Raw genomic sequence first — 20,725 nt, 5'->3', positions numbered from 1 at the left:
AATCACCTATTAAGAAACAAAAGCAATAACTTCACCACCAACGCCTGCAGCACGTGCAGCGCGATCAGTCATGATGCCTTTGCTTGTAGAAACAATTGCAATACCTAAACCTTGCTTAACGCTCGGAAGTGCATCTTTACCGCGATACTGACGTAGACCTGGACGGCTTACGCGTTTCACAGTTTCGATAACTGGTTTGCCTTCAAAATATTTTAAAGTAATTGTCAAAGTAGCTTTGCCTTCAAGATCAGCAACTTCTACATTTGAAATGTAACCTTCTTGTTGAAGTACGTTTGCAATTGCAACTTTCAACTTAGAATTAGGCATAGAAACAGTTTGTTTCTTTGCCATTTGTGCGTTACGAACACGTGTTAGCATGTCGGCAACGGTATCTTGCATACTCATTTATAGTCGCTCCTTACCAGCTTGCCTTAACAACGCCCGGTACATCACCCTGCATTACTGTGTCACGTAATTTGTTACGGCTTAAGCCGAACTTACGGAAGTAACCATGAGGACGACCAGTTAAACCACAACGGTTACGAAGACGTACTGGAGACGCATTACGTGGTAATGCTTGTAACTTCATCATCGCTTCGAAACGTTCCTCATCAGATGCATTTACGTTTGCAATCGTAGCTTTTAATTCAGCACGTTTTGCAGCGTATTTAGCAACTGTAGTTTCGCGTTTCAATTCGCGATTAATCATACTTTTCTTAGCCATATCGACCTCTTATTTGAACGGGAAGCCGAATGCACGGATTAGCGCACGGCCTTCGTCATCAGTACGAGCAGTCGTAGTGATAGTAATATCCATACCACGAATACGATCGATCTTATCAAAATCGATTTCAGGGAACATAATTTGTTCCTTGAGACCCATTGAATAATTACCACGACCATCGAATGATTTCGCAGAAAAACCGCGGAAGTCACGAATACGAGGGATAGCGATAGAGATCAAACGGTCTAAGAATTCGTACATTTGTTCGCCGCGTAAAGTTACTTTACAACCAATCGGCCAACCATCACGGATTTTAAAACCAGCGATTGATTTGCGCGCTAATGTAAGAACTGGTTTTTGACCAGCAATAGCTTGCATATCCGCCAAAGCGCCATCTAACAATTTCTTGTCAGCTGAAGCCGCACCAACACCCATGTTGATGGTGATTTTAGTAATGCGAGGAATTTCCATCACATTGCCCAAACCAAGTTCTTCTTTCAACTTAGCTCGGATTTCGTCGTTATAACGTGTTTTAAGTCTGGCCATAGCCTAGTTCAACCTATTACTTCGCTACCGCCACTGATTCACCATTTGATTTGTAAACGCGAGTTTTCACGCCTTCAATCACTTGGTAACCAACACGGTCAGCCTTTTGGGTTGCAGCATTAAAAACTGCCACGTTTGAAATATGAAGCGAAGCTTCTTGTGTAACAATAGCGCCTTCAGCACCTGTTGCACGGTTCGGCTTTTGATGCTTCTTAACTAAATTAAGGCCTTCAACCTTAACTTGGTCATTTGAAACAGACAAAACAGTACCCTGTTTGCCTTTTTCTTTACCTGCGATCACAATTACTTGATCGCCTTTTCTAATCTTAGCCATGATTGCCTCTATTATAGAACTTCAGGAGCCAATGAAATGATTTTCATGAACTGTTCAGTACGAAGTTCACGAGTCACTGGTCCGAAAATACGAGTGGCAATCGGAGCCTTGTTGTTGTTCAAGATAACTGCAGCATTATCATCGAAACGGATCACAGAACCGTCTGGACGACGAATACCGAATTTAGTACGAACTACAACTGCATTCATCACGTCACCTTTTTTAACACGGCCACGCGGAATTGCTTCTTTTACAGTAACTTTAATAATGTCGCCAACAGAAGCATAACGACGATGTGAACCACCAAGTACTTTAATACATTGTACGCGGCGAGCACCACTGTTGTCTGCTACGTCTAGCATACTTTCGGTCTGAATCATTGCCCTACTCCAAAACCGAGCATCACCGGTCGCAATTTCGAAAGGCTCAAAGAGTACTCGAAATTGACCGATGATGCAACAAGAACGTCTAATTACTCAGCAGCTGCTTCAATAACTTCCACTAAAGTCCAAGCTTTAGTTTTTGAAATTGGGCGGCTTTCTTTAATGGTTACAACATCGCCAGTTTTAGCAGTGTTGTTCTCATCATGAGCGTGTAATTTTGTTGAACGGCGGATTGATTTGCCATACAACGGGTGTTGAACGCGGCGTTCAATAAGTACAACAATAGACTTGTCCATTTTGTCACTTACTACTTTGCCTGTTAACGTGCGAACTGTTTGCTCACTCATTGTGCGTTCCCCTGTTTTTCGGTAAGGAGGGTCTTGATACGAGCAATAGTCTTACGAGTTAACGCAACTTCATGCGATTTACCCAATTGACCAGTTGCTTTCGCCATACGAAGACGGAATTGGTTAAGCTGTTGCTCATCAAGCAAAGCTGCCAACTCTTCTACCGATTTTTCACGTAGATCTTTAGTTTTCATTACATCACCGTCTTAGTAACGATAGTGGTTTTAAATGGAAGCTTAGCAGCTGCAAGCGTAAACGCTTCGCGTGCCAATTCTTCACTAACACCATCCATTTCGTACAAGATCTTACCTGGTTTGATTTGGCAAACCCAGTATTCCACAGAACCTTTACCTTTACCCATACGAACTTCTAATGGTTTTTCAGTAATTGGTTTGTCTGGGAAAACACGGATAAAGATCTTACCACCACGTTTAACACGACGGCTAATTGTACGACGCGCAGCTTCGATTTGACGAGCAGTCATTTGACCACGCTCAACAGATTTAAGTGCGATTGTACCGAAAGATACTGTGCTACCACGATGCGCTAGACCAGTGTTACGGCCTTTTTGCACCTTACGGAATTTAGTACGTTTAGGTTGCAACATGGATTATTCTCCTTTTTCAGCAGAACGATCATTGCGACGACCACGACGCTCTTGACCTTCACCACGACCGCGACCGCGTTTAGCTGGACGTTCTTCAGCAGGAGCAGGGTTCATGACTTGTTTCATGCCACCTAAGATCTCGCCACGGAAAATCCAAACTTTAACACCAATCGTACCGTAAGTAGTTTCAGCGCGCATAGTTGCATAGTCGATGTCAGCACGAAGTGTATGTAAAGGTACACGACCTTCACGATACCATTCAGTACGTGCAATTTCTGCACCACCTAAACGACCAGAAACTTCAACTTTGATACCTTTAGCACCAGCACGCATAGTGTTTTGAACCGCACGCTTCATAGCACGACGGAACATTACACGTTTCTCTAATTGTGAAGCAATTGCTTCAGCAACTAAACGAGCGTCTAAGTCTGGGCGATCGATTTCGTTGATGCTTACTTGCGCTGGAACACCCATAATCTTGGTAAGTTCACGCTGTAATTTCTCAATGTCTTCGCCTTTTTTACCGATAACGATACCTGGACGAGCAGTGCTAATTGTTACTTTAGCAGCGCCTGTAGGACGTTCGATAAGAATATTGCTGATCATCGCGCTTTTAAGTTTTTTAGTTAAAAACTCACGAACTTGAAGATCTTTAAGCAAGTATTCAGCGTATTGTTTCGGACTCGCATACCAGTTGGCGTTATGACGTTTTACAACACCAAGGCGGATACCGATTGGATGAACCTTCTGACCCATATCAAACCCCTACCTTAACGGTAATGTGACAAGTACGCTTAGTAATACGATCTGCACGGCCTTTAGCACGTGGCATAATACGTTTAAGGCTAGTGCCTTCATCAACGTAAATCGTAGTAACCTTAAGGTCGTCTACATCTAAACTGTTATTGTGTTCAGCGTTTGCAATTGCAGATTCCAATGCTTTTTTCACTACAACTGCAGCTTTTTTGTTGCTGAAGTTTAAGATATTAAGCGCGTGAGCAATAGATTTGCCACGGATTAGGTCTGCAACCAAACGAGTTTTTTGTGCCGAGATAGCGGCACCGCGTAATTTAGCAGTAACTTCCATCATAGCACCTTAACGTTTAGACTTCTTGTCAACACCGTGACCACGATAGGTACGAGTTGGCGCGAATTCACCGAGTTTGTGACCAACCATATGTTCAGATACGATCACTGGAACATGGTTACGACCATTATGTACAGAAATTGTTAAACCAACAAAATCCGGGAGGATCATCGAACGACGCGACCAAGTTTTGATCGGCTTACGGTTATTAGCCGCAATAGCCGCTTCAACCTTAGCGAACAAGTGCGCATCGACGAATGGGCCTTTTTTCAGAGAACGAGGCATTGTCAGATTCCTTTACTTGTTACTTAACGCGACGGTCGCGAATGATCATCTTAGTCGTACGCTTATTGGTACGAGTTTTGTACCCTTTAGCTTTTTGACCCCATGGGCTTACAGGTTGAATACCTTTGTTACGCCCTTCACCACCACCATGTGGATGGTCAACTGGGTTCATCGCCATACCACGAACGGTAGGACGAACACCACGCCAGCGTGCAGCACCTGCTTTACCAAGTGAACGAAGGTTGCTTTCTGAGTTAGATACTTCACCTAACACAGCGCGACATTCAACGTGTACTTTACGCATTTCGCCTGAACGAAGACGAATGATTGCGTAAGAACCGTCACGACCCAACAACTGAGCAGAAGTACCAGCAGAACGCACTAATTGTGCACCTTTACCGATTTTAAGCTCAATGTTATGTAATGTAGAACCGATAGGCATATTACGAAGCGGTAAGCAGTTACCTGGACGAATTGGAGCATCGTTACCAGATTGTACTTTATCGCCAGCACGTAAGCCTTTAGCAGCAATAATATAACGACGTTCACCGTCAGCATATTTCAATAAAGCAATATGTGATGTACGGTTAGGATCGTATTCAATACGTTCAACTACAGCAGGGATGCCGTCTTTGTTACGTTTGAAGTCAACGATACGGTAGTTTTGTTTATGACCACCACCAACGTGACGAGTTGTAATGTGACCGTTATTATTACGACCACCAGTACGTTTTTTAGCTTCAACCAACGGTGCATAAGGCGCGCCTTTGTGAAGATGATTATGAACCACCTTCTCTACAAAGCGACGTCCTGGAGACGTTGGCTTACATTTTTGAATTGGCATAATTTTCGTCCTTATTCCGCTGTGCTTTCAGCGGTATCGCCCAAGTCAGCCATTTCAACATCTTGGCCAGCTTTCAGGGTGACGTATGCTTTTTTAACATCAGAACGACGTCCTAATGTTTTACCAAAGCGTTTAGTCTTACCTTTAGTGATAGTCGTGTTAACTTTAACAACTTCTACACCAAATAATTGCTCTACTGCTTTTTTGATTTCAAGTTTGTTTGCATCGATAGCAACTTTAAAAACTTGAACACCAGCAGTTTCGCCTAGAACTTGTGCTTTTTCTGAAAAAACAGGCCCTTTTAGGACTTGATAGATACGTTCGTTGTTCATCCGAGTTCTACCTCAATCTTCTTAGCAGCCGCAACAGACATAACAACTTTATCAAACGCGATCAAGCCAACAGGATCGATCCCAGCAGCATCAACCACATCAACGTGTGGAAGGTTACGAGCAGCTAAATATAGATTTTCATCTACAGCTTCAGTAACGATTAATGCGCGAGTAGCGTTCAAGCCGTTTAGTTTTGCAAGCAATTCTTTAGTTTTTGGAGCTTCAACTGCAAACTCTTCAACCAATACAAGACGATCTTGGCGAACAAGTTCAGCTAAGATACATTGCATTGCACCGCGGTACATTTTGCGGTTTACTTTTTGAGACCAATCTTGTGGACGAGCAGCAAAAGTTTTACCACCACCAACCCAGATTGGGCTACGAATAGAACCAGCACGAGCGCGGCCAGTACCTTTTTGACGGAATGGTTTTTTACCACCGCCAGAAACGTCTGCACGTGACTTCTGAGCTTTAGAGCCTTGACGACCACCAGCTAAATAAGCTGTAACAACTTGGTGTACAAGAGCTTCATTAAATTCACGTCCGAAAGCAACTTCAGACAATTCAACAGCAGAGCCGGAAACAGTTTTTAAATTCACGTTATTTCCCCTCAGGCCTTGATCGTAGGACGAACGATAACGTCGCCACCAGTAGCACCAGGAATCGCACCTTTAACAACAAGAACTGAACGTTCTGCGTCGATAGATACAATTTCAAGACCTTGTACAGTTACGCGATCATCACCTAAGTGACCAGGCATTTTTTTGCCTTTGAACACGCGACCAGGAGTCTGGTTTTGACCTGTAGAACCAATTACACGGTGAGATACTGAGTTACCATGTGTAGCATCTTGCGTACGGAAGTTCCAACGCTTAACACCACCCTGGAAGCCTTTACCTTTTGACTGACCAGTAACGTCAACAACTTGACCTACTGCGAACAAATCAACACCGATAGTGCCACCAACTTCACGACCTTCAAGATCAGCTTCTGCAACGCGGAATTCTTTAACTAAACGACCAGCAGCAACACCAGCTTTCGCAAAGTGACCTTTCTGAGCATTTGTTACGCGAGATTCGCGACGTTCACCAGTAGTGATTTGAATCGCTTGATAACCATCAGTTTCAAGCGTTTTGATTTGAGTGATACGGTTAGGATCAACCTCAATCACTGTTACAGGCACAGAAACACCAGCATCTGTAAAGATACGTGTCATACCGCACTTGCGACCGACTAAACCAATAGCCATGTGCATAAACCTCTAAAAAAGCGGCCTAATTAACTTATAGAGCGTTAATTAACCGAAAGCCTTAACCCAATGCGATCTGAACATCAACACCAGCTGCAAGATCCAACTTCATCAACGCATCTACAGTTTTATCTGTAGGTTGAACGATGTCGATCAAACGTTTATATGTGCGGATTTCATATTGGTCACGCGCATCTTTGTTCACGTGTGGTGATGTTAAAACGTTAAAACGTTCGATGCGAGTAGGCATCGGAATTGGACCACACACTTGTGCGCCAGTACGTTTTGCTGTTTCTACGATCTCTTGAGAAGATTGATCAATTAAACGATGATCAAAAGACTTAAGACGGATACGAATTCTCTGGTTAGACATACCAGTTAACTCCAAGCCAAATATATAAAGAATCACCCTTGACGCATCTCACCCCACTAAATAAGGTAAGTGTCAAAGGCAGTGAAAATCACTAAGGTCGTGATCGATGCCACGACTGTAACGATCTGAATGACTTTCTTCGCCATTCACCCCACCATATCGGAGGGTCGCTCATTATAACGATTGTTTAACACTTAAGCAAACTTATTTGGACATTTTTACCTTTTTTTGAGTAATTAATTATAAATAAAGCGCTTATTATTTAAACACCAGCTTAAACCCTTAAAACGTAGTCAATCGCATGATTGAGCAACTGATTCCCAATCACATAATCCGTTTGTTGCGATTTTTTTAGCTTCAATAATGATTGACTGTGTACTCCACTAAACACCATATCTTCTTCTTCATGCTCAATGAAGATTTTTAGGCTATGCGGGGTGATTTCTGGATGGAACTGAAACCCCAATACATTTTTGCCAATTTGATAAAGTTGGTTGGGACATGCTGGATTCTCCGCCAAACGAATTGCGCCTTTAGGAATATCAAAGGTCTCACTATGCCATTGCATGACATTGACCCGCTCAGGCAATTGGAAATAATCTTCTGGCACATGGTTGCTTTTATTAACCAAGGTCCAGCCAATCTCTTGCACAGTATTACGCCGAACATTGGCACCTAGAGCATTGGCTATCAACTGCCCACCCAAACACAACCCGATTGCGGGCTTTTCCGAAGCCAAATAACGGCGAATCCATCGTTTTTCGACCTTTAACCAAGGATAGTTGGCTTCATCATTTACACTCATTTCCCCACCCATAATGATGAGTAAATCCACATCATTGACATGCGGCAAAGCTTCTATTTCTAATTGTGAATCTGTGGGTAAAGCAAAAAATTCTGTTGCAGTAATTTCTGCGCCCATTGCTTTTAAATACTCATAACAGCTACCAAAGCCTTCACCTGCAATATGCTGAAAATAATGCACTTTAAGTTTTTTCATGTTATCACCTATTCTTGTTGTATCAATTACGCTACAAATCACAAAACATAGTTGGATAAATGCAAAAATGAAGCCAATATCAATTTTATTTATTATTTTTCACAATTTATTGCTTTTCGTCACTGAGCGATTATGTTTTGCTTACTTTAGTCCAGCTATTAACAAAAATTGAGTATTCCTGTGAAACAAAAACCAGTTACTGCTTTAATTCATTCTTCTCGTAAAGCACCACAATATATAAATACAATACAGCCTCCCCTATTTCGTGCGTCAACAATTATATTTGAAAATACCGATGCACTATTTAATCGCCATTGGACAGATCGTTATGACTATAGTTACGGCACACATGGCACACCGACAACGTTTACCTTAGGCGATCAGATTGCCCAAATAGAAGGTGGTGAATATTGCTTGCTTGCGCCCAGTGGTTTATCTGCGATTAATCTAGTCAATTCATGTTTTTTAAGTCATGGAGATGAAGTCTGGGTCGCTGACAATATCTATGGTCCCAACATGGAACATCTACGTCATCTTGAAAAAAGTTATGGCATTATCGTTCAAGTTTATAATCCTATCGATGCAGACACATTCCAACCCAATGAAAATGCCAAACTGATTTGGTTAGAAGCCGCAGGTTCAGTCACACTTGAATTTCCTGATCTTGTTAATTTAGTCAAAAAAGCCAAAGCAAAAAATATCCTCACGGCTTTGGACAATACCTGGGGAGCTGGCCTAGCGTTTAATGCCTTTAATTTTAGTCATGAACATTTAAGTGTAGATATCAGTGTACACGCCTTAACCAAATACCCGAGTGGTGGTGGTGATATTTTAATGGGATCTGTGGTCACTCAAGATAAAGCTTTACATCATAAGCTGTTCCGTATGCACGCCATTCAAGGTATCGCGATTTCAGGTGATGATGCTGCACAAGTACAACGCAGTTTGGCCTCAATGCAAATTCGTTATGAGCATCAGTCTCAAAGTGCTCTAAAGATTTTAAATTGGTTAAAGAATCAAAATGCGTTTGCCCAAGTTTTACACCCTGCGGATTCTGACAATATAAGCCATACCTATTGGAACCAAACCTGCCAAACAGGACAAAGTGCTGGTCTTGTTAGTGTTATTTTTAAACCTGAGTTTGATATAAACAAAATCCGAAAGTTTTGTGATCATTTATCTTTATTTAAACTTGGTTTTAGTTGGGGCGGTCCTGTCAGCTTAGTTATGATTTATAATCTGACTGACATGCGTCATTTAGAACGCGCACATCTACAGCAAGGTCTATTGGTTCGTTTCTGTATTGGCTTAGAACATCCAGACGATTTAATCCAAGATATTCAAAAAGCACTTCAAGTCATTCAGGCTTAATATTTCAAGTAAGCATACTTAATACATAATATCTGGGTCTCTGCTATATCAAGTGATGGCAAGGGCCCTATACTCACATCTAAACACGATTAATAGCGGAGATTATTAAGTGGAAAGATCATTTTTAGATTTCACTTATTTCCTGTGCATTTCAAGACATAATCCGCACTCCCCCTACATTCATATTCAACAATAAAAACAGATTTACAACATCATCATTTAATGCAATTTTGTATAACAACAATGATATAAATATTGAGTCAGATGAAGAACATCCAAACTCAAATTAAAGCTATAGGAATAACAATGGGCACACCAATCGTCATCGCAAAAAAAACTTCAGATACAACACAAGATATTGTATTACACTCACAATTTGCTAACCGTCATGGTTTAATTGCAGGCGCCACAGGGACAGGTAAAACCATTACCCTTAAAGTGCTTGCTGAAAGTTTTTCACGGATTGGTGTACCCGTATTTCTTGCCGATGCCAAAGGGGATGTTTCCAGTATAGCCAAAGCAGGTTCAACCAATCCTAAATTTGAAGAACGCATCAAAAGCTTAGGGATAGACAGTGTTCCTTTTGCTGCGTCACCGACTATTTTTTGGGATTTATTTGGTGAGCAAGGACATCCGATCCGTACCACAATCTCTGAAATTGGCCCACTGTTACTTTCGCAAATGCTGAATTTAAATGACACTCAAGAAGGTGTGCTTTCAGCGGTGTTCCGTGTTGCAGATGATCAAGGCTTACTGTTAATTGATTTTAAAGATTTAAAAGCCATGCTGGCCTATGTCAGTGAAAATGCTGCGGCTTTAAAAGCAGAATACGGCAATCTCTCACCAGCAAGTTTAGGTGCTATTCAGCGTAATCTATTGGCTTTAGGTGATCAGGGCGGTCAACGTTTCTTTGGTGAGCCAAGCCTTGATATTATGGATTTTATCCAAACTGATGCCAATGGACATGGTTATATCAACCTATTGGCTGCGGATAAGCTGATGAACACACCAAAGCTCTATGCAACTTTCCTGCTTTGGATGCTTTCAGAATTATTTGAAAAGCTACCTGAAGTCGGTGACTTAGATAAACCCAAATTGGTGTTCTTTTTTGATGAAGCGCATTTGCTCTTTGATAATGCCAGTCCAGCATTACAAGAAAAAATTCAACAGGTGGTTCGTCTAATTCGCTCTAAAGGTGTCGGAATTTATTTCATCTCACAAAGCCCATTAGATATCCCAGAAAATGTTTTAGGACAACTGGGCAACCGTGTACAACATGCTTTACGCGCTTTTACCCCTAAAGATCAAAAAGCAGTAAAAACTGCTGCTGATACCTTCCGTGCTAATCCAGAGTTCAAAGTAGATCAAGCAATTACAGAACTGGCTGTTGGTGAAGCGCTTATTAGTTGTCTAGATGAACAAGGTACGCCTCAAGTGGTTGAACGAGCGATGGTGATGCCACCCTACTCATCATTTAGCCCAATTACTTTAGATGAACGAAAAGCATTGATGGCGCAAAGTATTGTTGCGGGTGTTTATGACAATGAAGTGGATCGTGATAGCGCTTATGAAATACTACAACGTAAAGTTTCTGATAGCTCACAACAACAGGTGGCTTTTGATGCAGTGGCTCAACAAGCCAAGCAATTAGAAGAGCTCACAAAGCAACAACAGACCATCGATAAACAACAAGCCAAAGAGCAAGAACGCTTAGAAAAAGAGGAAGCAAAAGCTGCAGCTGCACGCGCCAAACTGACTCAAGATGTGATCGGAACTTTTGCTAAAAGCGCCGCAAGAACCTTAGGCGGTCCTACAGGGCAAAAACTGGTCCGCGGTTTGTTAGGTTCATTATTTGGTGGGCGTTGATTCGTTTAAACACAAATATGAGGAGCGTTAGCGCTCCTTTTTTATTCTCCATTTTTATAGCTATGTTTTTAATCGCTTATCCCGCTTATCAAGCCCCTTAAACATATCTAGAAACTTATCAAAAAAATATTTAAAAAACTTAAAAATAAGTTCAATGATTTCAATAAATAAAGCTAAAATTACAAATAAACCATAATTATTTTATGTGTTTTTCTTAAAGGTGTATTGCAAATACATTTTATAAGGTATATTTTAAATACATCTTATAAATGACAGCCAAGAGAGATCAACAATGACTCCGCAGCAAATTGACCTTGTAAAAGCAACAGTTCCTGTTCTTCGCGAAAATGGTGTAGCACTTACCGGTTATTTTTATAACCGCATGCTCGGCAATAATCCTGAATTAAAAGAAACCTTTAACATGGGGCATCAACGCAGTGGTGCTCAGGCGCAAGCCTTGGCTGGTGCTGTTTTAGCATATGCTGAAAATATTGAAGACCCTTCAGTACTTTTGCCTGTGGTTGAACTGATTGCCCATAAACATGTCAGTCTGAATATTCAAGCACCTGATTACAACATTGTCGGTGAAAACCTATTACATTCAATTAGTGAAGTATTAACTATTTCGATGGAAGATCCATTGATTGATGCATGGGCTGCAGCTTATGGGCAATTGGCCGATCTATTTATCAGCACTGAAAAAGCGATTTATGAGCAGCACCAACAAACTCAAGGCAGTTGGTTAGGCTGGCGTAAATTTAAAATCGCTAAAAAAGTGAATGAAAGTGAAGAAATTACCTCTTTCTATCTTGCACCAGTCGATGGTGGCGCATTACCTAAATATGAAGCGGGTCAATATATTTCAGTGCGCGTATTTGTTGAAGCATTAGGCTTAAAACAACCACGTCAATACACGCTATCGACAAGTCCACAAGCAGACTATTTACGTATTTCAGTTAAACGTGAAGATGAAAAAGGTGATTTGGCAAGTGGTTGGGTATCAAATACTTTACATGGCTTAGCTGAAGGTTCAGAAATTGAAGTGTCTGCTCCAACAGGTAACTTCTACCTGATTGATAGTAGCAAACGTAATGTCTTCATTAGTGCGGGTGTAGGTTTAACCCCAATGATTGCAATGCTTAACCAATTGGTGACTTTAGACATGCCTCAACCGGCTAGCTTTATTCATGCATGTCGCAGTAGCCAAGTACATGCGATGAAACAACATATTCAAGAGCAAAAAACTAAATTCCCACGTCTCAGTACATTTACAGCTTATGAGTTCCCACATAGCGGTGATGTTATAGGTGAGGACTATGATGTGGCTGGTCGTTTAGACTTGGCAACGGTTGATACAGCACTACTCCCAGCCAATGCTGATTATTATCTTTGTGGCCCAATACCATTTATGCAACAACAACACCAAGCATTGGTGGCTCGTGGTATTAAACCTGAACAAATTCATAGTGAAGCGTTTGGTACGGGTGGTGCAGGTATCTAAATCTACATCCGTTCTTTATAAGGCTGGTCTATGATAGACTGGCCTTATTTATTTCAGGATGAGATACATCTTTACCCATAGATGAGCAGCCTACATGCAACTAAATAAATTTACCGACTACGCCCTGCGCATCTTAATGTACATCGCGCCTCCAAAAGATGTGCCTTATACGATTGCTGAAATTGCAGAAGATTTACATGTTTCAGAAAATCACTTGGTCAAAATTGTGCATTTTATGGGAAAACAAGGTTGGTTGATTACCACACGAGGTAAAGGCGGTGGTTTGCGCTTAAACCCAGATATCTTAGAATTTCGCTTAGGATATATTGTACGAATTCTCCAACGTGATGCACAAATTGTAGAGTGCAATACGCCACCTTGTGTGCTACGTCCACGCTGCGGCTTAAAGGGTATTTTAGATCAGGCCGTTGAACAGTTTTATCAAAGCCTAGACCACTATACTGTTGCCGATGTTCTCAACGCTCCACCACAACATCCAAAGATCGTAAACTCGCCTATTCCCAATCTCAATGTTTAAGTCACAAAAGCTCATCGCCCAGCATCATAATAGTCAATATTTCAGTTAACACGATCAAAATTCGCTTGAACCTCCGACTTCCTTTATAATGCACTTTGTTTATCCGTTTATTGAAGTTGAAATATGCATCGCAGTAGTGGAAAGTCTAAAAATAGTAAGACCTCAAGCGCCCCTAAACAAAAAATCAGTTATGAAAAAAAGGCTGATCCTGCGATTTCAGAATACTCAACTTCATCTTTGAACTGGTTGCGTAAAGCTGAATTTCTAATGAGTGCGCCTAAACTGAATCTTTGTGTAGAAGATACTGGTTATGAAGTTGCCTTTGCAGGCCGTTCAAATGCAGGAAAATCAAGTGCTATCAATGCATTGACCAATCAAAAGCAATTGGCACGCGCGTCGAAAAGACCTGGCCGTACGCAAATGATTAACTTTTTTAGTTTAGGTAATCCAGATCAACGCCTTGTCGATTTACCAGGTTATGGTTATGCGGCTGTACCTGAAGCAATGAAAATTGTCTGGCAAAAAGAACTTGAGAATTATTTGATTCATCGAAAAAGTTTACAAGGTCTGGTTCTACTCATGGATATTCGCCACCCTTTACAACACTTCGATGTGATGATGTTGGAGTGGGCATATTTACGTCACTTGTTTGTGCATGTACTGTTGACTAAATCCGACAAACTCAACCGTGGTCCTGCCAGTAAAGTATTGTTAGATGTACAACAACAATTGAAGAAAATGAAGTTGAATTTTTCAATACAACTGTTTTCATCACTCAATAAACAAGGCCTAGAAGAACTTGCGTCAATTATGGCAGGTCGCTTAAATTACACCTTAGACAAAACTTTAGATTTTGATATTGATGCAATTCCTGAAGCCACTGAAGATGATTTGGATGATGAGTTCATTGATCAAGACCAAGAATCCGAATTCAATAGTGAAAATATTGATGGAAATGTAGATGAAAATCCACAAGTATAAATAAAAAAGTCTTGTCTAACAAAATTCATCACATATTGATACTGGAATGTCCTAAATTGCTAATAACTATTTAGGACATTTTTTTATACTTGAATAATAAAGTGTGAAATCACCAAAGAAAAATTAGGACACTGTGATGAAGTTACTCGCTAAATTAAAGAACAGTCGGATTGGATCGTCTATTCAGTACCACATCAAACCACGTAAAGTGAAATTTGAATGGCAAGATACCCCTGTCGATTGGATTCCAAATCAGCCATTTGTCAGCTACTTTATCAATGAAATTAACAACATTCTTCCAGCAGGTGAATTTTGGTTTTGCCGTTTATACAATCGTGTTTTACCCAAAATCACAGATGAAAAATTAGCTGAAGATGTTCGTGCCTTTATCCGCCAAGAAGCCATGCATGCTCAAGCACATGCTTCGGCAAATAAAGAATACTTAACTGTGCGTAATATTGATATTCAACGTAATCTTGAGATTATGGATTTCTTGTTTGGCAAATTACTTGCAGATCAACCACTCGGCTTTAAAGTACCCAAAGTCCTCGATCATCAATGGGATTTGTTCCGCTTAGGTATCGTCGCCACTGTTGAACATATGACATGTGTGTTGGGTAAATATGCGCTTTATAATAAAAAATGGGCGGAATTGGGTGCAGATCCAAATATGCTTGATTTAGTCAAATGGCATGGTGCCGAAGAGATTGAACACCGTACAGTGGCTTTTGATCTTTATCGCCATTTGGGCGGTGGTTATATTTCTCGTTATTATCAAAGTGTTATCGTGATTGCCGCTGTATTGGGCTTATGGGTTGATGGTGCTGCACATATCATGGGACAAGACCCACGTTATGCAGATAAAAAGCCTGCTTTCTATAAGCCTTGGATTTGGCGTGAATGGGCGAGTATCGCACAATCAGATAATCGCTTAATGCCACATCCATTATGGTTGGTTTCACAGCAATTGGGCTATTTAATGCCTTGGTATGATCCAGTACATGAAGCTAAAACAGAAGATGCAATTGCTTATTTGGATCAATCCCCTGCAGCAAAACGTGCATTGCCTAGAGTTGCAGCATAATAACTGTTAAAACTAATCAATACTGAAATCAAATAAAAAAAGCAGGATTTAGATCCTGCTTTTTTTGGGTCAATCTTTTAGAACAAGATCCTAACCATGCACTAAGTTGGACTTTCCATATCTTTGGTATTTCGGTCAACAACCACACTAATCATCATATCCCCTTGTACATTCACTACAGTACGTACAGTATCGAGAATACGGTCAATTGGCAGAAGAATCGCAATTGCTTCCGCTGGTAATCCCACAGATTGTAGCACCATGATCATGGTGACCATGCCCGCACTTGGAATACCCGGTGCGCCCAATGAAGCAATCATCGCGGTCAAACAGACAATTACCTGCTGGGTGATTGATAATTCTAAACCCATTAAATTGGCAATAAAAAGCGCTGCTGCTGCTTCATAAAGTGCTGTTCCATCCATGTTTAACTGGGAACCAAAAGGAATCACAAAGCCTGCAATTTGTGGGCGCACGCCTAAATTTTCTTGAGTACACTTTAAACTCAATGGCATGGTTGCAGAACTTGAACTGGTTGCAAATGCTGTAATTAATGCTGCACGTGTTCCTTTAAAAAAGGTAATCGGATCCATTTTTCCAAAGATCCATAACAACAATGGCAGAACCACAACACCATGAAATATCGTGGTTCCCGTAACAACAATAGCAAACTCAGCAAGACGGCTTAAAATAGAGATGTCTTCTGTTGCAATCAGCTTTGCCATCAAAGCAAAAATACCAATTGGCGCAACTTTCATCACCCAACCAACTAACATCATCATGATGTCAAAAAACTGACGCGCCAGTTGTTTGATTGAATTAAAACGCTCTCCACCATGTACCAGTGCCAAGCCCAATAACAAAGCAAACAGTACGACTGCCAAAACATTACCATCACTAAATGCTTTAAATGGATTGATGAGGGTATTTTGAATAAAATTGGTTAAAAACGAGCTGGGTGTCAGTGAATCTGGGCTTTTATGTTGATTCATTGCATCCTGAAACATTGCAATATCCACACCTTGTCCAACATTGAATAGATGTGTTGAGGCTAAACCGAGAATAAGTGCCAATGTCGTTGTGGTTACACAACAAGCCAAGGTTATTTTCCAAACTCGACTGAGTTGACTGCCCGCTTCTAAGTTTGAAACACCCACCAAGATTGAACTAAAAATAAGTGGAACCAAAAGCATTTTCAATAAACCAATAAAAATACTACTGGCGATGCTCAAACCATAAATGCTGGCATCTAAAAATTGAGTATTGGGGAATTGATTTAATAAAAATCCAAATGCTACACCAAGAATGGCTGCAATAAAAATTTGGGTGTTTAAACTCATCTTCGCTGACTATTATAAATATTTACACGTTGAACTATGCCATTGAAGTTATTTAGAATCGAGCATTTTTTTGTCACAAGCTCTGCTAAAAAATAGAAAAGCCATCACAGGTGATGGCTTTTCTAGGATTTGAGTATCAGTATAAAATCTTATTGGTTTTCGATTTCACGTACTCGCATCAAACCTTCTTGCACCGTACTACAAACCAATTCGCCATTTTGCCACATACGACCAAAATTCAGACCGCGTGAATTTGCACTGACTGTTGCATCCATATCGTACAGCATCCAATCATCTGCTTTCACTGGCTTATGGAAATAGATCGTATGATCGATACTGGCACATTGTAAACTTGGCGAGAGGTAATTGAGACCATGTGGGCGCAAAGCAGTCATCATCAAGGTATAGTCCGAATAAAACGCAACAATTGCCTGATTTAACGAGATGTCATCCGCCTGTTCTGCAGCTAATGGCTCATGCGTACGCAAGTAATGTGCATAAGACGGCGCTTCAGGTTGTGGTTGAAATGGATTGGTCACATTGATCGGACGAATTTCAACCTGACGTGGACGCATAAACGCAGCACGAATATTTTCCGGGATAAAACTAATTAAATTTTCTTTAAGCTCTTGCTCAGCTTTTAATTCATCAGGTGCTGGGTATTCTGGCTCAGCAATTTGATAATTCAAGCCTTCTTCAGGTGTTGCAAATGACACCATTGCAGAAAAAATGGTACGTCCATGCTGGATTGCACGTACTTGGCGACTTAAGAAGCTTTTGCCATCACGTAACCGATCAACCTCATAAATGATTGGGGCATTGATATCCCCGCCATATAGGAAGTATGCATGTAAAGAATGTACGGGACGATCAGCGGTGTATGATGCTGCCCGCAGTGCTTGTCCTAAAACTTGCCCACCAAAAACACGCTTACCAACTAAATTTCGACTTTGACCACGAAAAATATGTTCTTCAAGTTTTTCAAGGGTTAAAAGCTCTACAAGCTCTTGGGTTAAAGCATTCATAAGTGACCTTTCTATATACTGAATACTGACTTTATTCCAATGGATAGAACAAAGTATCCATATTTTAGAGATTTAACTCTATTTTGCCATAAGTCCTGAGAGAAACATTAAATTTTCATAAACTGTATTGTCACTTCTCTTGTGCTGATGGATTGTTTAAAATACGTTTTTTAACGATAAAATCTGACAAGCGACCCGCAGTTTGTCAGAAAATGACATACTGTTCTGTGCTTTAATTACAGAAAATATTTTTTATCCGCTTTATTGCGTGATTCACCATTGGCTAGGAGTATTTATGTCCAAGAGTGGCTTTGGTCAAATGTATCGTCGACTTTCGAGTAAAATACTTGACCTTGTGGTAACACCACATGTTCTTGGAGAGGTTCCTACAGAAGCTCAACCTTTAGACCCTTCAACTGAAAATTCTGAGCTCATTCAGCCCACAACTCAAAAAGTTGTCTGCTATGTTCTACAGAATTACTCACGAAGTAATGCTTTAGTTGTTGATGGTGAAACACGTCGTTTGCAGCTTCCTCCTGCACTTGACCCATTAATGATTGGCAATAGTCGCGAAAAAGCTGCGATTTTATTTTTACAACACCAAGACGAAAACAATTATTTTAATCCACCTACGCATGCTTATCCGCCGCGTTTAGTTAGACTGATTGAATCACTTGATCAAAATGCTGATTTAGATATTGAATTAATCCCTGTCACAGTACTGTGGGGACGTTCACCAGATAAAGAAGACTCTTGGTTTAAACTGTTATTTACTGACACTTGGGCAACGCCAAGTAAAGTTAAACAGTTGATGAACATTGGTTTACATGGTCGACAGTCGTTCCTAGAATTCCATGAAGCGCAATCACTTAGAGCTTTGGTGGATCATGCGAAAATTGATCATCCCAATATTTCACCAGCCACTTATATTGTCAACCAATTAAATGACTACTTAGATCGTCAGCGTGAGGTCATTCTCGGTCCAGATTTATCTGATCGCCGTAATGTCATGCAATCACTGATTAAAGCCCCTGATGTACAGGATGCAATTCGTAAAGAAAGTATTCGCTCAAAAATCAGCATGATTGATGCTGAACATAAAGCAATTGGTTTTGTAAATGAAATTGCATCCGACTATTCTGCATCGGCTGTACGCTTTGCAGATATGGCTTTGACTCGTCTATGGACACAACTTTATGACGGCGTTGAAGTACATAACTTCAATACTGTGCGTGAGTTAGTCAAAGACTATGAAGTGATTTATACGCCTTGTCACCGTAGCCATATCGATTACTTGTTATTGTCTTATGTGATTTATAAACGTGGTTTGATGGTGCCGTATATTGCTGCCGGCGATAACCTTAACATGCCATTTGTCGGTCAATTACTGCGTGGAGGCGGTGCATTCTTTATCCGTCGTTCATTCCGCGGCAATGCACTTTATACATCGGTATTTAAAGAATATTTATTTAGCATCCTGTCTAGAAACACACCTCTTGAATACTTTATTGAAGGTGGTCGTTCTCGAACTGGACGTTTGTTACCCCCAAAAACTGGCATGCTCGCAATGACGGTACATGGTCATTTGCGCGGCCGTGCCAAACCGATTGTCTTTATCCCAACCTATGTCGGTTATGAGCGCTTGATGGAAGGCGCAACTTATGTGGGCGAAATGAATGGTAAGCCAAAAGAAGCTGAATCCATTTGGGGAATCTTGCAAACCCTGAAAAAAATTGAGCGTATTTTTGGTAAAGTGCATGTCAATTTTGGTGAACCTGTTTTCTTAGATGACTTACTCAAAGCACATGGCGCTGATCAAATCACCATTGAACATAATGATGATCCTATCCCGCAAGAAGTCTCAGATGCAGTAACCAGCTCGGCAAATGCAATTCTGGAAAATATCAACCGTGCTGTGGTGATCAACCCTGTTTCTTTATTGTCACTGATTTTATTGGCAACTCCAAAACACACACTTGATGAAGAAATCTGCATTAAACAGCTTGATACATATCGCAAGTTATTAACTGCAAATCCTTATGACAGCCGCACTCAGGTCACGCCATTATCAGGTAAAGAAATCATTGCCTATGGTATGAAACTGAAATTGATTAAACGTGTCCAGCACGTCCTTGGCGATATTATTGCCATTGAAGATAATCAAGCAATTTTACTGACTTACTTCCGCAATAACATTTTGCATGCCTTTGTTTTACCGTCGCTGGTCGCAGCATTGGTCGAACATAATGGCAAGATCAGTAAGTCTGATTTACTTAATGTGATTCGTACGCTTTATCCATTCTTAAAAGCAGAGTTGTTCTTAAAATGGAAAGATAGTGAAATCAAGGCTCAAGTGACTGAATATGTCGATGCTTTGGCTCAAGCGAATTTAATTTTTGTCGATGATGAAGATTTTATTTTCAGCCCTGCGCCAAACTCAGAAGACCATAATCAATTGGCTGTTTTAGCTGCGCCAGTACGTCAAAGTCTTGAACGTTATTACATGACGCTGGCTTTAATTACTCAACGTGGCTCTGGAAATATCTCGATTCGCCAAGTTGAAGAATTAAGTCACTTGGTTGGACAACGTTTATCTGTATTGTATGAGTTCAACTCACCTGAGTTCTTTGATAAAGCGTTATTCCAAAGTTTTATGAAAGTCTTAACTGAACAAGGCTATATCAAAACCAATGAAGACCATGCCATTGTTTTTGATGAGCAGTTTAGAAATGTTGCGCAATATGCCAATTTGGTGCTTGATGATGTAACTTTGCAAATGCTTCACCATATCACCTCATTTACAGATGAAGAGTTAAAAGAAGCTCTAGATGCTTTAGCCGCTCAACAAGCCAAGAAGCGTTTAAAACGGAAGAAAAAATAAAAGCTTTAAAGTGCCTTTTTCCTTTGG

General features: G+C 40.6%; 25 protein-coding genes and 1 pseudogene. 7 read left to right on the top strand and 19 right to left on the bottom strand.

Annotated features, from left to right (window positions below; all coding sequences use genetic code 11):
- Positions 1-9: 9 nt before the first annotated feature.
- The 17 genes and pseudogenes from rpsH to FHR28_RS01185 form a co-directional block, all read right to left on the bottom strand.
- The gene (rpsH, locus tag FHR28_RS01265) at positions 10-405 is read right to left on the bottom strand and encodes a 30S ribosomal protein S8 (RefSeq protein WP_004725709.1); all 396 of its coding nucleotides are present in this window, start codon (positions 403-405) and stop codon (positions 10-12) included.
- A gap of 13 nt (positions 406-418) precedes the next feature.
- Complete coding sequence (gene rpsN / locus FHR28_RS01260) at positions 419-724, bottom strand: 30S ribosomal protein S14 (RefSeq protein ID WP_004725707.1); 306 nt, start codon at positions 722-724, stop codon at positions 419-421.
- 9 nt (positions 725-733) lie between these two features.
- Positions 734-1,270, bottom strand: coding sequence for a 50S ribosomal protein L5 (rplE, locus tag FHR28_RS01255; protein ID WP_004725705.1), 537 nt, complete (start codon positions 1,268-1,270; stop codon positions 734-736).
- A 16-nt stretch (positions 1,271-1,286) separates the two neighbouring features.
- Positions 1,287-1,604, bottom strand: coding sequence for a 50S ribosomal protein L24 (gene rplX / locus FHR28_RS01250; RefSeq protein WP_004725703.1), 318 nt, complete (start codon positions 1,602-1,604; stop codon positions 1,287-1,289).
- Between the two features lie 11 nt (positions 1,605-1,615).
- Positions 1,616-1,984, bottom strand: coding sequence for a 50S ribosomal protein L14 (gene rplN, locus FHR28_RS01245; protein ID WP_004725701.1), 369 nt, complete (start codon positions 1,982-1,984; stop codon positions 1,616-1,618).
- Between the two features lie 92 nt (positions 1,985-2,076).
- On the bottom strand, positions 2,077-2,334 hold the full coding sequence (rpsQ, locus tag FHR28_RS01240) for a 30S ribosomal protein S17 (RefSeq protein WP_004725698.1): 258 nt from the start codon (positions 2,332-2,334) through the stop codon (positions 2,077-2,079).
- Positions 2,331-2,528, bottom strand: coding sequence for a 50S ribosomal protein L29 (rpmC, locus tag FHR28_RS01235; RefSeq protein WP_004725696.1), 198 nt, complete (start codon positions 2,526-2,528; stop codon positions 2,331-2,333). The genes rpsQ and rpmC overlap by 4 nt, the downstream gene beginning before the upstream one ends.
- Entirely contained in the window at positions 2,528-2,941 is a 414-nt protein-coding gene (gene rplP / locus FHR28_RS01230; RefSeq protein ID WP_004725694.1) for a 50S ribosomal protein L16, read from the bottom strand. The genes rpmC and rplP overlap by 1 nt, the downstream gene beginning before the upstream one ends.
- A pseudogene (gene rpsC, locus FHR28_RS01225) lies at positions 2,881-3,697 on the bottom strand (30S ribosomal protein S3). Before rpsC ends, rplP begins: the two are co-directional and overlap by 61 nt.
- Position 3,698: 1 nt before the next feature.
- The gene (rplV, locus tag FHR28_RS01220; RefSeq protein ID WP_004816873.1) at positions 3,699-4,028 is read right to left on the bottom strand and encodes a 50S ribosomal protein L22; all 330 of its coding nucleotides are present in this window, start codon (positions 4,026-4,028) and stop codon (positions 3,699-3,701) included.
- Positions 4,029-4,037: 9 nt separating this feature from the next.
- On the bottom strand, positions 4,038-4,313 hold the full coding sequence (rpsS, locus tag FHR28_RS01215) for a 30S ribosomal protein S19 (RefSeq protein WP_004281508.1): 276 nt from the start codon (positions 4,311-4,313) through the stop codon (positions 4,038-4,040).
- Positions 4,314-4,332: 19 nt separating this feature from the next.
- The gene (rplB, locus tag FHR28_RS01210) at positions 4,333-5,157 is read right to left on the bottom strand and encodes a 50S ribosomal protein L2 (protein WP_004725686.1); all 825 of its coding nucleotides are present in this window, start codon (positions 5,155-5,157) and stop codon (positions 4,333-4,335) included.
- A gap of 11 nt (positions 5,158-5,168) precedes the next feature.
- Positions 5,169-5,489, bottom strand: coding sequence for a 50S ribosomal protein L23 (gene rplW, locus FHR28_RS01205; RefSeq protein ID WP_004725684.1), 321 nt, complete (start codon positions 5,487-5,489; stop codon positions 5,169-5,171).
- Positions 5,486-6,088 carry a 50S ribosomal protein L4 gene (gene rplD / locus FHR28_RS01200; RefSeq protein WP_004816870.1) on the bottom strand — a complete coding sequence of 201 codons (603 nt, stop codon included), beginning with the start codon at positions 6,086-6,088 and terminating at the stop codon, positions 5,486-5,488. Before rplD ends, rplW begins: the two co-directional genes overlap by 4 nt.
- An 11-nt stretch (positions 6,089-6,099) precedes the next feature.
- Complete coding sequence (rplC, locus tag FHR28_RS01195; protein ID WP_004816868.1) at positions 6,100-6,738, bottom strand: 50S ribosomal protein L3; 639 nt, start codon at positions 6,736-6,738, stop codon at positions 6,100-6,102.
- A gap of 61 nt (positions 6,739-6,799) precedes the next feature.
- Positions 6,800-7,111, bottom strand: a complete 312-nt coding sequence (gene rpsJ / locus FHR28_RS01190; RefSeq protein WP_004725677.1) for a 30S ribosomal protein S10 — start codon at positions 7,109-7,111, stop codon at positions 6,800-6,802.
- Between the two features lie 274 nt (positions 7,112-7,385).
- Positions 7,386-8,111, bottom strand: coding sequence for a type 1 glutamine amidotransferase (locus FHR28_RS01185; RefSeq protein ID WP_004816865.1), 726 nt, complete (start codon positions 8,109-8,111; stop codon positions 7,386-7,388).
- A gap of 180 nt (positions 8,112-8,291) precedes the next feature.
- Between FHR28_RS01185 and FHR28_RS01180 the strand changes: the two genes are divergently transcribed.
- The 6 genes from FHR28_RS01180 (at position 8,292) to FHR28_RS01155 (ending at position 15,452) form a co-directional block, all read left to right on the top strand.
- Entirely contained in the window at positions 8,292-9,482 is a 1,191-nt protein-coding gene (locus FHR28_RS01180) for a PLP-dependent transferase (RefSeq protein WP_166781781.1), read from the top strand.
- A 306-nt stretch (positions 9,483-9,788) separates the two neighbouring features.
- A complete protein-coding gene (locus FHR28_RS01175) occupies positions 9,789-11,348 on the top strand; it encodes a helicase HerA-like domain-containing protein (protein WP_166781780.1) in 1,560 nt (519 codons plus the stop codon).
- A 292-nt stretch (positions 11,349-11,640) separates the two neighbouring features.
- Positions 11,641-12,849, top strand: a complete 1,209-nt coding sequence (hmpA, locus tag FHR28_RS01170) for an NO-inducible flavohemoprotein (RefSeq protein WP_151956989.1) — start codon at positions 11,641-11,643, stop codon at positions 12,847-12,849.
- 94 nt (positions 12,850-12,943) lie between these two features.
- Positions 12,944-13,387 (top strand): RrF2 family transcriptional regulator, encoded by a 444-nt coding sequence (locus FHR28_RS01165; protein ID WP_004725666.1) that lies wholly within the window; start codon positions 12,944-12,946, stop codon positions 13,385-13,387.
- Positions 13,388-13,510: 123 nt separating this feature from the next.
- Positions 13,511-14,368 (top strand): ribosome biogenesis GTP-binding protein YihA/YsxC, encoded by an 858-nt coding sequence (gene yihA, locus FHR28_RS01160; RefSeq protein ID WP_166781779.1) that lies wholly within the window; start codon positions 13,511-13,513, stop codon positions 14,366-14,368.
- Positions 14,369-14,504: 136 nt separating this feature from the next.
- On the top strand, positions 14,505-15,452 hold the full coding sequence (locus tag FHR28_RS01155; protein WP_056512178.1) for a metal-dependent hydrolase: 948 nt from the start codon (positions 14,505-14,507) through the stop codon (positions 15,450-15,452).
- Positions 15,453-15,553: 101 nt separating this feature from the next.
- Here FHR28_RS01155 and FHR28_RS01150 read toward each other — a convergent pair whose 3' ends face one another.
- Entirely contained in the window at positions 15,554-16,792 is a 1,239-nt protein-coding gene (locus FHR28_RS01150; RefSeq protein WP_004725660.1) for a dicarboxylate/amino acid:cation symporter, read from the bottom strand.
- Positions 16,793-16,941: 149 nt separating this feature from the next.
- Positions 16,942-17,817 (bottom strand): acyl-CoA thioesterase, encoded by an 876-nt coding sequence (locus FHR28_RS01145; protein ID WP_004725658.1) that lies wholly within the window; start codon positions 17,815-17,817, stop codon positions 16,942-16,944.
- A gap of 295 nt (positions 17,818-18,112) precedes the next feature.
- On the opposite strand from FHR28_RS01145, the gene plsB reads away from it, so the two are divergent.
- Positions 18,113-20,698 carry a glycerol-3-phosphate 1-O-acyltransferase PlsB gene (plsB, locus tag FHR28_RS01140; RefSeq protein ID WP_004725655.1) on the top strand — a complete coding sequence of 862 codons (2,586 nt, stop codon included), beginning with the start codon at positions 18,113-18,115 and terminating at the stop codon, positions 20,696-20,698.
- Positions 20,699-20,725 lie beyond the last annotated feature (27 nt).

This window comes from Acinetobacter sp. BIGb0196, from assembly GCF_011759595.1.
GTDB lineage: Bacteria > Pseudomonadota > Gammaproteobacteria > Pseudomonadales > Moraxellaceae > Acinetobacter > Acinetobacter guillouiae.
Note: the sequence above shows the minus strand (reverse complement) of the source record. Positions and strands in the feature narration are given on the sequence as shown.